Annotated in this window: 11 protein-coding genes; 7 read left to right on the top strand and 4 right to left on the bottom strand. The window is 40.9% G+C overall.

What is annotated here, in order from left to right; all coding sequences use genetic code 11:
- Window positions 1-117: 117 nt before the first annotated feature.
- The 4 genes from IAE19_RS12845 (at window position 118) to IAE19_RS12830 (ending at window position 6,113) form a co-directional block, all read left to right on the top strand.
- Window positions 118-1,356 carry a carbohydrate porin gene (locus tag IAE19_RS12845; RefSeq protein ID WP_200461314.1) on the top strand — a complete coding sequence of 413 codons (1,239 nt, stop codon included), beginning with the start codon at window positions 118-120 and terminating at the stop codon, window positions 1,354-1,356.
- Window positions 1,357-1,393: 37 nt separating this feature from the next.
- A complete protein-coding gene (locus tag IAE19_RS12840; protein ID WP_200461313.1) occupies window positions 1,394-3,799 on the top strand; it encodes a glucose/quinate/shikimate family membrane-bound PQQ-dependent dehydrogenase in 2,406 nt (801 codons plus the stop codon).
- Window positions 3,800-3,979: 180 nt separating this feature from the next.
- Window positions 3,980-5,623: a nitrite/sulfite reductase gene (locus IAE19_RS12835; RefSeq protein ID WP_200461312.1), complete on the top strand. Its 1,644-nt coding sequence runs from the start codon at window positions 3,980-3,982 to the stop codon at window positions 5,621-5,623.
- Window positions 5,616-6,113: a DUF934 domain-containing protein gene (locus IAE19_RS12830; protein ID WP_200461311.1), complete on the top strand. Its 498-nt coding sequence runs from the start codon at window positions 5,616-5,618 to the stop codon at window positions 6,111-6,113. Before IAE19_RS12835 ends, IAE19_RS12830 begins: the two co-directional genes overlap by 8 nt.
- A gap of 102 nt (window positions 6,114-6,215) precedes the next feature.
- Here the strand turns inward: IAE19_RS12830 and IAE19_RS12825 are convergent, their stop codons facing one another.
- The 4 genes from IAE19_RS12825 to IAE19_RS12810 all read right to left on the bottom strand — a co-directional run bounded on the left by IAE19_RS12825 (window position 6,216) and on the right by IAE19_RS12810 (window position 12,968).
- Window positions 6,216-7,931, bottom strand: a complete 1,716-nt coding sequence (locus tag IAE19_RS12825; RefSeq protein ID WP_200461310.1) for a proline--tRNA ligase — start codon at window positions 7,929-7,931, stop codon at window positions 6,216-6,218.
- Between the two features lie 104 nt (window positions 7,932-8,035).
- Entirely contained in the window at window positions 8,036-11,137 is a 3,102-nt protein-coding gene (locus IAE19_RS12820; RefSeq protein WP_200461309.1) for an efflux RND transporter permease subunit, read from the bottom strand.
- Window positions 11,138-11,165: 28 nt separating this feature from the next.
- A complete protein-coding gene (locus IAE19_RS12815) occupies window positions 11,166-12,308 on the bottom strand; it encodes an efflux RND transporter periplasmic adaptor subunit (RefSeq protein ID WP_200461308.1) in 1,143 nt (380 codons plus the stop codon).
- A 60-nt stretch (window positions 12,309-12,368) separates the two neighbouring features.
- On the bottom strand, window positions 12,369-12,968 hold the full coding sequence (locus IAE19_RS12810; RefSeq protein ID WP_200461347.1) for a hypothetical protein: 600 nt from the start codon (window positions 12,966-12,968) through the stop codon (window positions 12,369-12,371).
- Between the two features lie 354 nt (window positions 12,969-13,322).
- Between IAE19_RS12810 and pilG the strand changes: the two genes are divergently transcribed.
- The 3 genes from pilG to IAE19_RS12795 are packed head-to-tail and all read left to right on the top strand — an operon-like array spanning window position 13,323 to window position 14,642.
- Window positions 13,323-13,706, top strand: a complete 384-nt coding sequence (pilG, locus tag IAE19_RS12805; protein WP_200461307.1) for a twitching motility response regulator PilG — start codon at window positions 13,323-13,325, stop codon at window positions 13,704-13,706.
- 25 nt (window positions 13,707-13,731) lie between these two features.
- Window positions 13,732-14,100 (top strand): response regulator, encoded by a 369-nt coding sequence (locus IAE19_RS12800; RefSeq protein WP_200461306.1) that lies wholly within the window; start codon window positions 13,732-13,734, stop codon window positions 14,098-14,100.
- A gap of 5 nt (window positions 14,101-14,105) precedes the next feature.
- Complete coding sequence (locus tag IAE19_RS12795; protein WP_120370903.1) at window positions 14,106-14,642, top strand: chemotaxis protein CheW; 537 nt, start codon at window positions 14,106-14,108, stop codon at window positions 14,640-14,642.
- Window positions 14,643-14,652 lie beyond the last annotated feature (10 nt).

The raw sequence follows: 14,652 nt of genomic DNA, 5'->3' as shown, positions 1-14,652 counted from the left end.
CCAGCAATATTCTTTATAAATGTGATTTTAATCAATAAATTAACATTTTGAATAAATTCTTCTGATTTAATTTAGCGTAACCTTTCAAGTACAAATATATAAAAAGGTTACGTAAACATGACAATTAATTCATCTTTAGTTGTTTCTTGTTTATCTGTCTTAACATTGAGTCTTTTCCAAACCTCTCATGCCGCTTCCGCATTTGATTCCTCAAGTCCGTGGATGTTTGGTGATTGGAATGGAAAACGTACTGAGTTACAGCAACAAGGATATGACTTTAGTTTTGGTTATACGGGCGAACTTGCAAATGTATTAGATTCAAAGAAAACCTCGAATCATGGTACAGAATATGCCGATCAATTTGCACTGGGTGCACATCTGGATCTGAGTAAAATTGCAGGTTGGGATGATACCGAAGCACAAATCACAATTACTCAACGTAATGGACATTCACTTTCTCAAACCTCACCTGCTTTAGATGGTCATCTGAGTTCTGCACAAGAGGTTTGGGGGCGTGGACAAACTTGGCGTCTCACTGATTTATGGATTAAGAAAAAATTTTTAGATCAAGCGCTTGATATTAAAGTGGGCCGTTTTGGCGAAGGTGAAGACTTTAATAGCTTTGATTGTGATTTTCAAAACTTGGCTTTATGTGGTTCGCAAGTGGGTAACTGGGTTGGCGATCAATGGTATAACTGGCCCGTAAGTCAGTGGGCATTACGTGTCAAATATAACTGGCAGCCCGATTTGTATACCCAGATCGGGGTATATGAATATAATCCTGAAAATCTGGAACGTGGTAAAGGTTTTAACCTGAGTACCGATGGTTCAAAAGGTGCGATAATTCCTGCAGAAGTAGTTTGGTCTCCTAAATTAGGCGGACAAGCACTCAATGGAGAATACCGTCTAGGTTATTATTACAGCACCGCAGATGCCGCAGAAATTAAAAATCCTCAACAAACTTCGCACAAGCAAGGTGGCTGGCTGGTGGTTAAACAGCAGCTTACTCGAATGAATGATCAATCAGATCGCGGCCTTAGCGGCTTTATTAACCTAACGCTGCATGATTCGGATACCAATACAGTTAAAAATATGCAAAATATCGGCCTCGTTTATAAAGGGCCATTTGACCAGCGTCCCCAAGACGATGTGGCTATTGGTTTTGCACGTATTGAAGTAAATGGTGATTTAGAGACCAATCAGGATGAAGAATACAATACTGAGCTGTACTACGGTATTCATGCCAATAATTGGTTAACGATTCGTCCAAATATTCAGTACGTACGCCATGTGGGCGCCTATAAAAATGGCGATAACACATGGGTGGGTGGCATTAAATTGCAAACGGCTTTCTAATTTCTATATAAAAACACAAATGAATAGAGGTGGTACTATGACTCAACCATCTTCACACTCAGGGCTAAGAACATTTACCGTTATTATTGCAATGGTATTTGGGCTTGTCCTGCTCGCTGGAGGTTTATGGCTTACCTTTTTAGGTGGGTCTTTCTATTATGTGGTGACAGGACTATTGTTCATTGCCTTTGCGATTTTGCTTGGCAAACGTTCTGTCTCGGCAATCTGGTTATATGCAGCGCTCATGCTGGGTACAACCATCTGGGGTGTTTGGGAGGCCGGAACAGATTTCTGGGCACTCGCACCACGTCTGGATATTTTAGGGCTATTTGGTCTATGGTTGCTTATTCCTGCCATTACTCGCGGTATGGTAAATGTTGCGCCTAGCAAAATTGTATTGTCCTCAACATTGGTGATTGCTATTGCCGTGATGGTGTATTCGATTTTTAATGATCCTCAGGAAATTAATGGTGTCATTCAAAATCAACAACCTGCAACCGCGCAAAAAGTTGATGGTGTGGCTGAACAGGACTGGCCAGCTTATGGACGCACTCAAGCAGGTGTACGTTATTCACCACTCACTCAAATTAATGAGCAAAATGTCAAAGACCTAAAAGTTGCTTGGACATTCCGTACAGGTGATTTGAAAAGTGGAAATGACTCTGGTGAAACTACCAATCAGGTTACTCCAATCAAAATCGGCAACGACATGTATATGTGTACTACCCATCAATGGTTGATTGCGTTGGATCCTGCGACAGGTAAAGAAAAATGGCGATTTGATCCGAAACTTAAAGCGGATAAAACCTATCAGCATTTAACTTGCCGTGGCGTTTCTTATTTTGATGCGGCGAATACAGACGGTTTTGCGACCAGTTTGCAAAATAAAACTTCGAGTTCAACTGAATGTCCACGCAAGATCATTTTACCCGTCAATGACGGACGTTTAGTTGCGGTCAATGCAGACACAGGTAAAGCTTGCTCTGACTTTGGTCATAATGGTCAGGTCGATCTACAAAAAGATATGCCTTATGCCTATCCAGGTGGTTATAACCCAACTTCACCACCAGTGGTTACTGGAACGACGATTGTCATTGCCGGTTCTGTGACTGATAACTATTCATCCAAAGAGCCGTCGGGTGTTATTCGCGGTTATGATGTTAATACAGGCAAATTGCTTTGGGTATTTGACACAGGTGCAGAAGATCCAAATGCCATTCCAGCACCGGGTCAAACTTTTGTACATAACTCACCGAATGCATGGGCTCCGCTTGCTTATGATGCCAAAGCGGATGTGGTATTTGTGCCTACTGGTGTCGGTACTCCAGATATCTGGGGTGGTGACCGTACTCCGCTGAAAGAGCGTTATGCCAATTCTGTACTGGCGATTAATGCTTCGACCGGGAAATTAATCTGGCATTTCCAAACGACCCATCACGATTTGTGGGATATGGATGTACCATCACAACCGACGTTGGCAGATGTGAAAGACAAATCGGGACAAATGGTACCTGCTGTATATGTGACTACGAAAACGGGTAATGTTTTTGTACTGGATCGACGTGATGGTAAAGCAATTGTACCAATCACTGAACGTCCTGTACCACAAACGGTGAAACGTGGTCCTCAAACCAAAGGTGAACATTATTCAGCTACCCAGCCGTTCTCTGATCTGGATCTGGCACCACAAAACAAACTCACAGATAAAGATATGTGGGGTGGTACGATGTTTGATCAACTGGTGTGCCGTATTCAATTTAAACGTTTGAATTATGACGGTATTTATACGCCACCATCTGAGAATGGTACGTTAGTATTTCCGGGTAACCTAGGTGTGTTTGAATGGGGCGGTATTTCAGTGAATCCTGATCGTCAGGTCGCCGTAATGAATCCAATTGGCTTGCCTTTTGTAAGTCGTTTGATTCCAGAAAATCCAAACCGTGCGGAAACAGCAAAAGGAGCGGGAACTGAGCAAGGTGTTCAGCCGATGTATGGAGTTCCATATGGCGTTGAAATCAGTGCATTCCTTTCTCCAATTGGTTTGCCATGTAAACAACCTGCATGGGGCTATGTGGCGGGTGTGGATTTAAACACTCATCAAGTGGTATGGAAAAAACGTATCGGAACGATTCGTGATAGCCTACCAAATCTATTCCAGTTGCCACCCGTGAAAATCGGTGTGCCGGGTCTAGGTGGCTCTATTTCCACAGCAGGAAATGTCATGTTCGTAGGTGCAACTCAGGATAACTATTTACGCGCATTTAATGTGAGTAATGGTAAACAACTTTGGGAAGCACGTTTGCCGGCAGGTGGACAGGCGACCCCAATGACTTATGAGATCAATGGCAAGCAATATGTGGTGATTATGGCAGGTGGTCATGGTTCATTTGGCACTAAGATGGGGGACTATCTGGTGGCTTATGCATTACCCGATTCCAAATAAACATCAAGACAGTTAAATAAATGGAAAAGCTCAGATTAATTCTGGGCTTTTTTCTAAAAATCGACTTATAAAATGTCTTATCAATAAAATCGTTATTAAATATCCAAAAAAAGCATTTTGTTGATGAATCAAAGCTCGTTATGCTATCCGCCTTTACAATGAATCTACTAGCCATACGCCATGTATTTATATACTGATTTCGATCAACAACTGGTCAATGAACGTGTTGCTCAGTTCCGCGATCAAACAGAACGCTATCTTGCTGGAAAGCTTACCGAAGATGAATATCGTCCATTGCGTCTGCAAAACGGTCTTTATGTACAACGTTACGCACCAATGCTTCGTATTGCCGTGCCGTATGGCTTAATGAACTCTACGCAACTGCGTAAAATTGCAGAAATTTCTACAGAATATGACCGTGGCTATGCACACGTATCTACACGTCAGAATATTCAATTGAACTGGCCTGCATTGGAAGATGTACCCGATATTCTCGCTGAATTGGCAACGGTACAAATGCATGCCATTCAAACTAGTGGTAACTGTATCCGTAATACCACCACTGACCAATATGCAGGTGTAGTCGCGGGTGAAATTGCAGATCCGCGTCCGACTTGCGAATTGATTCGTCAATGGAGTACCTTCCATCCTGAGTTTGCATTTTTACCACGTAAGTTCAAGATTGCAGTGTCAGCTCTTGAGGAAAAGGATCGTGCTGCGACCTCTTTTCATGATATTGGCGTATATATCGTCAAAAATGATGTGGGTGAAATCGGCTATAAAATCAAAGTCGGTGGTGGTTTGGGTCGTACTCCAGTCATCGGTAGCTTTATTCGTGAGTTCTTGCCACGTGAAGATTTAATTGCATATTTGGAAGCGGTATTACGTGTATATAATTTGCATGGTCGCCGTGATAACAAATATAAAGCGCGAATCAAAATTTTGGTGAAAGCCTTAACACCTCAAGTATTTGCTGAAAAAGTAGAAGCAGAATTTGCTCATACGCGTGAAACCTTAAAAATCCAGCCCGAAATTCTGGAAAAACTGGATCACGTGTTCACGCCTTTTGATTATCAAACCCTAGAGGATCAGGATTTAAGTACATTATTTGCTGAACATCCGAAATTTAAGCAATGGTTCAACGTTAATACATATGCACATAAGGTGAAAGGCTATCGTATTGTTACCATTAGCTTGAAACGTGCTGGTGTTGCACCAGGCGATATGACGACTGAAGAGATGAATTTGATTGCTGATTTGGCAGACAAATATACATTTGGTGAACTGCGTACCACGCATGAACAAAATATTTCTTTGGCAGATGTACCACAAAAAGATTTGTTTGAATTGTGGCAAACGCTTGAACAGCACAATATGTCACGTGCACATATTGGCTTTCTAACCGATATTATCTGTTGTCCAGGCGGGGATTTCTGTTCATTGGCCAATGCGAAATCGATTCCGATTTCAGAAGCGATTACTCGCCGTTTTGAAGATTTGGATACTATTTATAATTTGGGACAACTGGATTTAAATATCTCTGGTTGTATGAATGCCTGTGGTCATCACCATGTTGGTAATATCGGGATCTTGGGCGTCGATAAAAAAGGTGCTGAGTTTTATCAAATCACACTCGGTGGTAACTCAGATCATGATGCCTCGATTGGAGATATTTTGGGGCCATCATTTGCGGCTGAAGCAGTACCTGATGTGATTGAAGAAATTCTAAATACCTATCTTGATTTACGTACGGATAACGAACGCTTTATTGATACGTATCGTCGTGTTGGTATTCAACCATTTAAGGAGCGTGCATATGCTTAATCCAGCCTTACAGGTGCTGTTTAAAGATGGCACGATCGCAGACAATACTTACCAATTGATCGCTGAGGATGAAGTGCTTCCTCAGGGTGATGTTGTTGTGAACACTGCACAACTTGATCAATTAGCGAATATTCAGGGTAAAAAAGCGCTTTATATCACCGTTGATGATTCTCCTGAAACCCATGAATTTCCACTTCATGATTTAGATGCAATTTTTATTGAATTTGCAGGATTCAATGATGGTCGTGGTTATTCATTTGCTGCACTTTTACGCCGTCAAGGTTATCAAGGCGAGTTACGTGCGGTTGGAGATATTTTTAAAGATGTCCTGAACTATTTAAAACGCTCTGGTTTTGATAGTTTTGTGGTAAAAGAAGGCAAAGATATTCATGAGGCGGCGGCAGGTTTAAATGATTTTAAACATCCGTATCAGGCTTCAACTGCGGTGGTACAAGCGGAATATCAGACAGGATCGGAATTAGATTTTTAATGATATGGTAAAAGCTGAACTTAGGTTTGGCTTTTTTATTCTCATTTTAGAAAATTAAAAACCGTATTCTCAAAAGAATACGGTTTATTTTTTTAATGAAGATTAAGCTTTTAATTTTGCTAGTAATTCTTCTTTAGTTAAGTTAACGGATTCAGCATCAGTACGACCTTTATATTCAAAAGTACCTGCATCCAGTCCTTTTTCACCGATAACAATACGATGTGGAATACCTGTCAATTCAAGATCCGAAAATTTAACTCCAGGACGTTCATTGCGATCATCAAGCAGTACATCATAGCCTTGAGCTTGTAACTCCGTATAAAGTGCTTCTGCTGCTTCGAGCATTTTTGGTGATTTATGCGCATTCATTGGTACGATTGCGATTTCAAACGGTGCGATAGCAGAAGGCCAGATAATGCCTTTATCATCGTAGTTTTGTTCTATTGCCGAGGCTACAACACGTGTTACGCCAATTCCATAACACCCCATCGTCACAGTGAGTGGCTTACCGTCATCACCCAAAACGGTACAGTTAAGTGCTTCAGAATATTTTTGACCTAACTGGAAAATATGACCAACTTCGATGCCTCGTTTGATTTGGAGCACACCTTTTCCATCTGGAGATGGATCGCCATCAACCACATTCCGTAAGTCATAGACTTCGCTAAATTGTGCATCACGTTGCCAGTTTACACCTGTAGCATGTTTGTCAGCTTCATTTGCACCCGCAATAAAATCAGATAACACTGAAGCAGCACGATCAACAATGACAGTTACACCTTTTTCAACTAAGCCTTGTGGGCCCACATAGCCAGCAGTTAAACCGAGTTCTTGCAATTGAACTTCAGTGGCAAAAGTTAAAGGTGCTGCAATGCGTGGATGATGTTCCGCTTTAATTTCATTTAACTCATGATCGCCACGCAGAAATAGCGCAATCACAGGCACTTTGCCATTTTCATCGGCATTGCCTTGTACTAACAAGGCTTTTACCGAATGCTTAGGATCTGATTTTAAAAACCCACAAACATCTGCAATAGTTTTTTGATTCGGTGTGTCCACAATTGTCAATGCTTGTGTTGGAGCAGCACGTTCTCCAACGAGCACAGCTTCGGCTTTTTCTACATTTGCTGCGTAATCCGATTCAGTTGAAAATACGATATCATCTTCGCCACTATCGGCCAGTACATGAAACTCATGCGAACCTGAGCCACCAATTGAACCTGTATCGGCTTGTACAGGACGGAAATTTAGCCCTAATCGTGTGAAAATATGGCAATAAGTGTCATACATATTGTCATAGGTTTCTTGCAAAGAAGTCTGATCAACATGAAACGAATAAGCATCTTTCATGATGAATTCACGCGAACGCATCACGCCGAAACGTGGACGAATTTCATCACGGAACTTGGTTTGGATCTGATAGAAATTAACAGGTAACTGCTTATAACTTTTAAGTTCGTTGCGCGCGAGATCAGTAATTACTTCTTCATGTGTTGGGCCAAGCACAAAAGGATTGTCATGACGATCTTTAAAGCGTAAAAGTTCGGGACCATATTGGACATAACGACCTGATTCTTCCCAAAGACTCGCAGGTTGAGTCACGGGCATAAATACTTCAAGTGCGCCTGAACGGTTCATTTCTTCACGTACAATCGCTTCAACTTTATTTAACACACGTACACCCATCGGCAGCCAAGTGTATAAACCTGAAGCCAATTTACGAATCATCCCGGCTCGAAGCATGAGCTGATGCGAGATTACTTCTGCATCATTTGGGGTTTCTCTTAACGTTGCAAATAAAAAGCGGCTTGCGCGCATGGAAACTGTCCTAAAAATGGGCTCTTTAACAGAGCACGATAAAAACACAAGATTATACGATAAAAAATGAGATGAATATTTCACCTCATTGAACAAAGACCAGATTATGACATTAATTTGCGGGTTTGGCGCAACAAGAAATTTTTCAAATCATCTAAATAAGTAAAAATTACGGGCACGACTACAAGAGTAAGTAGCGTAGAGGTAATTACTCCACCAATGACCGCATGTGCCATTGGGGCACTTTGCTCTCCGCCTTCACCCAGTCCCAACGCCAGAGGAATCATCCCCATGACCATGGCGCTGGTCGTCATTAAGATAGGGCGCAAACGGGTTTTACCTGCCTGGATAATGGCATCATAACGGCTTTCACCGCGCTCCATTGCTTTTTTAATAAAGTCAATCAAGAGAATGGCATTTTTAGTGACCAGTCCCATTAACATGATTATTCCAATAATGGAAAACAGATTCATAGTGCTTTGAAATAAAAACAATGCCAGAAATACCCCAATCAACGATAAAGGCAAAGATGCCATAATCGCGGCAGGGTGGATAAAGCTGTTAAATTGTGAACCTAGAACAATATAGATGAACACAATTGATAGTGTAATCGCGGTCAATGCATAACCGGCTGATTCAGCCATGTCTGCATTGGCTCCTTGTGTATCAAAACTATATCCAGCCGGAAGCTTAAAGTTTTTTTGTAATTGATCAATGTCTTTACCAATATCACCTGCTGGACGACCAGAAGTATTGGCTTGAACCAGCACTTCACGTGCAAGATCTCGTCGATTGATTTGTGATGCACCCAAAGTTTGCTCAAATTTCGCGACGCTGGCAAAAGGCACTAAAATTGGTTGTCCATTCGCATCCGTTTTTGAGGACGTCAGATAGAGATTTTCCAGATCGCTGGGTAAGGCACGATTATGTTCGGCCAGTCGTAAATTGACATCATAAGTTTCACCGCGTTCATCTTGCCATGTCGTTACATCATCACCCGCGATCAACGGACGAATAATATTGGCGATTTGATTGACAGAAAGGCCGAGGTCACTTGCTAAAACACGATTAATTTGAATCGACAAGGTCGGTTTAGGTTCTTTCAATGAGCTTTCAAGATCAACCACGCCTTTGATTTTTTCCATTTCTGCCATAAAACGATCAGAAATATGTTGGAGTTCATCCAGATCTGGGCCTTTTATGGAAATCATAATCGGCTTTTGTCCTCCGGATACTGTTTCATCAGCTGAGGAAACAGAAGTAACACTGATACCAGCCACTCGTTTTAAGCGTTCACGAAATTCATTATTTAATTCGGTTAGACTTTGAGTACGTTCATTTCTAGGCGTAACGGTTACCCTTAAACTGGCATGATTTTTACCGCGGTCAGTAATGCCATTGACGACACCATAGGTAGATTTAACCTGCGGGTGCTGACGAATAATATGATTAACCTGATCCAGTTTAGCTTGAGTATAGGGTAAGGAAGCATCAACAGCTGTTTCAAACTTAATGCGGATTTCACCTTTATCTGGTGTAGGCACAAATTCAGTACCGATTAGCTTTGATAATCCTAGGGCTCCGATTAAAGAGGCAATCGCAATTAAAAGCGTAAGAAAACGAAATCTTAAAGCAAGTTTGAGCAAGTGTTCATAGACATGACTTAAGTTGTCTAGCTTTTGAGAAATCCAATTAAAAAAGCGTTTGATCCGACTCGGTGGTTTGTTGGTTTTTTTCTCCTGCCAATGCGCTGATAGCATTGGATCTAGAGTAAAACTGACAAACATGGAAATGAGCACTGCGGTACTTACCGTTACCCCAAACTGATAGAAAAAGCGGCCAATAATTCCACCCATAAACGCGACAGGTAAAAACACGGCAACAATAGTTAGCGTGGTTGCCAAAACCGCCAATCCAATTTCTTTGGTTCCGTCTAAAGCAGCGGTCACATGGTCTTTGCCCATTTCACTATGACGAACAATATTCTCCCGTACTACAATCGCATCATCAATGAGTAAACCAATACAAAGCGATAATGCCAACAGTGTCATCATGTTGATGCTAAAACCAAAAGCCCAGATAAAAGTAAGGGTTCCGAGTAAAGCAATAGGTAAGGTCAACCCTGTAATGACAGTTGAACGGAAAGAGCCTAAAAATAGTAAAACAATTAAAACAGCCAGTAACGCGCCTTCAATAATGGTACGCGCTACATCTTTAATCGAAGCGCGAATCCCTTTTGAACTATCGACCACCACATTTAAACTTGCGCCCTGAGGGAGCTGGGACTTAATTTTATCTAACACTTTATATGTGTTATCTACCACCTGAATGACGTTAGCATCAGAGCTTCGCAAAATATCAACAGCCACGGCTGGCTTTCCATTCAGATAAGCACCTGTTTCTAACTCGGCCTGACTGTCTTCTACTTTTGCAATCTGTTTAAGATAAATCGGCGATCCATTTTTATTGGCCACCACTAAATCACCAAATCCGTGTGGATAAATCACTTTGGATTGAATTTCGATAACCAGTTCAGAGTCAGGTTGTTTAAGTGATCCGCCGGGAATTTCCACATTTTCATTTTTTAAGGTATTAATCACCTGATCAATACCAATACCATAGCTTTGTAATTGTTGCGGATTAATTTCAATACGAATTTGACGTTTGGCATCACCCAGTAAATTAACGGTTCCAACGCCCGGCACCGTTCTGAGTTGAGGTAAAATCCGTTGATCCAGATAAGAGCTAAAATCACGCAATGACATAGAACCTGATTCAAATACCACTGACATAATCGCATTACTGGCAGGGTCATAGCGTTCCACAACGGGATCTTCTATTTCATCACGAAAATCTGACTTGACTACTGCAATTTTATCGCGAACATCCTGCGCTGCTACGCTAGAGGGAACATCCAAATTAAATTCAGCAATAATCATCGACAATCCTTCACTGGATTGCGAAGTAATTTGTTTTAGTCCAGATATCGTATTGATCTGATCTTCGAGTTTTTTTGTAATTTCAGATTCGACTGCTTCAGGCGACGCGCCAGGATAATTGGTGTACACCACAACAAAAGGAAAATCGACATCAGGAAATTCTTCTACCCCCATACGTTGCCATGATGCCAAACCCAAAACCATCAGACAAATCATCATCATGATGGTAAAGACGGGGTATTTGACACTAATTCGGGTAAACCACATATCTATTTAATCCTGAAAAATCATTCTTTTATTTATCTTTGGCAAATGCGTTTTGATCTGAATTTGAAAAGATCACGGATTTATTTTCATCGGCATTATCAAATTTAATCCGACTAATTGCATCATTATTTTGTAGACCTGAAACGATTGCTTTATTCTCAGCAAAGCGTTTTTCTAATACTTGAATATTGATTTTACGGAGTTTTTGCTGGCGAACCACCCATACATAAGGGGCATGGTCGATACTTTGAACGCTATCCAATGGAATGATTTGTCCCTGAATCTGATCTTGATTCAAGATAAAACCTTCTATAAAAGCACCGATACTGAGTGAGTTAATAGCTTCACTCGGTTTGGCAAAAAATTCTATTTGCCGACTGACTTGATCCGCTACGGGTGAAACACGAGTTAAAACCGCATTGTGAGGAGTTTGATTCCCCTGAATGGTGTATTGAATCTTTTGGCCGATTCGTAATGCAGATTGTTGCTCTAGAGGCAGTTTGGCCTGAATTTCTAATTGTTCAGGATTGACGATTTCAAATAATGTTTGGCCTGCTGAAACTGTTTGACCAGGTTCTACCTCACGTTTAGTAATGATTCCATCAAGAGGGCTACGAATAATGCCATCCTGATCGGCTTTCTGGGCAATATTTAAATTTGCCTTTTGTGCATTTACTGTTTCGAGCTGGGCTTTGTAATCCACCTGGCTTTGTTCATATTCAACACGTGAAATAAAACCCTGATCTAAAAGTCTTTTTTTACGTTGCATTAGATTATGTGATAGTTCAGCTTGAGCCTGAGCAGATGCCAAATTGGCTTGTGCTTGTGCTAAACGCGCAGCATTATCCTGATTGTTTAAGCGCACTAAAACTTGGTCTTTTTTGACCCGCTGTCCTACATCGGCATTGACTTGAGTTGCTGTGGCGGAAACCTGTGCCTGAATCGAGCTTTGCTGGGTAGCACGAATAGTGCCTGTAAAGGCCGTTTTACGTTCAAGCATGCCAGTCGAGACTTCAACTAGATCTTGTTGAATAACATCAATCGTCTCAGGGGAGTGGGGCTGTGCGGTTTCTGAGGTAGATGTAGAGCGATTACAAGCTGTTAAAACAAAGCTAAAGCTAATTAAACATAGTACAGGAATATAAAACGTAGTGCGTGACACTTTGCGCATGCCTACCCATCCTTAAATTAATGACATTCGTTGTTTTATTTGGTGTCAGGATTATAACGATTATTCCAGTGCTTTTAAGCGCTCAATAATGTTGGAATAATGTTCCTGTGTTGTACGATAGCTAGTTTGCAGACTTGAGATATTCTTTTTGATATTACTCATATTCTGTTCATTCTGATCAAGCTGATCTTTTAGACGCTGTGGAAGACTACTCTCACCTTTGCGTAAATATTCCATTTCTTGACGTTTAAACATAATCCGGTCACTTTGCAATTGTTTCAACTGATCTTGCTGTGACATGATTTGTTTTTTTATGGCTAACAATGCCTGATTTTGCTTTTCAGTTGCGATTGCTACATTTCCATAGGCACGTTTGAGTTTTAAATCTTGCTCTCTTTGACGAGCTTGGGCTTCTCGTTGGCTCGACTGGCGTAAATCTGCTTCGGCATTGTAGGGCTTATTTCTGCGAATCACCTGCATATTACTGTCTAAAGCTTCATAGCCATAACGGATATGGGCAGGTGTTACAGAACTGCTGATATTGGCAATACCTTTTTGATCGTAGTAGCGATACCAAACGGCGCGAGGTTGTGCATTGGCCGCGTAAACAAAAGACATCCACAGAAGTAGTCCGAATGCAATAATGGAACGACGAGTCATCTGTTTGGATCGTTCCAGCAGCTTTCGAGATCTCATTCGACTGTTCATGCCCTTCCCCAAATTAAAGTCGACTAAATTACTTATTTTTAAATAATAATATCGTTATATTAGTTGTAAATTATCCAATTAAAAATAGGAATAACTCAAAAAAAAATCATAAGTCGTTTTAAAGTGTGATTGGTTTGGAGATATTCGTGGAAAGTGTGTTTGAACATCAAAAAACCTTCATTGAAAACGCAAGTAATTATATGTTAAAAAAGGTCATAATCTGTAAAAACAATGAAAGCCCCTATGATCGGCTATAATCATTTTCAGTTATTGTCTGCATTGAATAAATGGGGAAAGGGTCACTAAATGGAAGAAAAATTTCAAAACCTTAAAGTCATGGTAATTGATGATTCAAAAACCATTCGTCGCACGGCCGAAACTTTACTGCAACGTGAAGGATGTGAGGTCATTACTGCGGTTGATGGCTTTGAAGCATTATCAAAAATTGCTGAGGCAAATCCTGATATTGTCTTTGTAGATATCATGATGCCGCGCCTAGATGGTTATCAAACCTGTGCCTTAATTAAGAATTCACAGAACTATCAGAATATCCCTGTAATTATGCTGTCGAGTAAGGATGGTTTATTCGATCAAGCCAAAGGCCGTATTGTGGGTTCCGATGAATATTTAACCAAACCTTTTAGTAAAGATGAATTATTAAACGCTATTCGAAATCACGTAAACACATAAATTAAAGAAAACGTTGGGGAATAAAATGGCACGTATTTTAATTGTAGATGACTCGCCAACTGAAACATTTCGATTTAGAGAAATATTAACAAAACACGGTTTTGAGGTTATTGAAGCATCCAACGGTGCAGATGGTGTGACCATGGCACAGGCAGAGCAGCCTGATCTGGTTCTTATGGATGTCGTAATGCCTGGGGTAAATGGTTTTCAAGCGACTCGCGAAATTAGCCGTGGTGATAATACCAAACATATTCCAGTGGTGATTGTAAGTACTAAAGATCAGGCAACAGATCGTGTATGGGGAAAACGTCAGGGTGCTAGAGACTATCTGACCAAGCCGATTGATGAAAGTAAATTGATAGAAGTGATTCAGCAAAATCTCAATCTAGGATAGTCACTATGGCAGCAAATGGATTTATCGAATTGCTTCGATTGGCAAAACGTGGCAATCGAAGCTACGCCTCCAATCAAAACGAAGTAAACCGATGGTCAGGTATTGCCTTTGAGATGATGGGACAATATTTTGTTGCGCCTTTGGGAGAAGTCACAGAAGTGATTTATCCCCCTAAATATACACCCGTACCCAACGCACAAGTCTGGGTGAGGGGGTTGGCTAATATTCGGGGGAGACTGCTCTCAGTTTCTGATTTAACACATTTTGTGTCTGGACAACGTTCTCAGTTTTCGCCTACTCAAAAAGTGTTATGTATCAGTCACAATGACCATTATGTCGGTTTGGTTGTGGATCAGGTTCTTGGGATTCAGCACTTTAACAAGCGCAGTTTTTTTTCTAAAAGTGATGAGCTGGATCAAAAATTAAAAGATTACTGTCAAGGTTATTTTTATCAGCATAACCAGCGTTGGCATGTCTTTTTGTTTAGTCAGCTGCTGAAAAATCCACAGTATATGAATGCTTCAGCAAGATTTATAAATTAAATTCCTACGC

The sequence above is a fragment of the Acinetobacter sp. S40 genome (assembly GCF_016624705.1).
Classification (GTDB): domain Bacteria; phylum Pseudomonadota; class Gammaproteobacteria; order Pseudomonadales; family Moraxellaceae; genus Acinetobacter.
The sequence above is the reverse complement of the archived record's forward strand: the minus strand, read 5'-3'. Positions and strand labels throughout refer to the sequence as shown.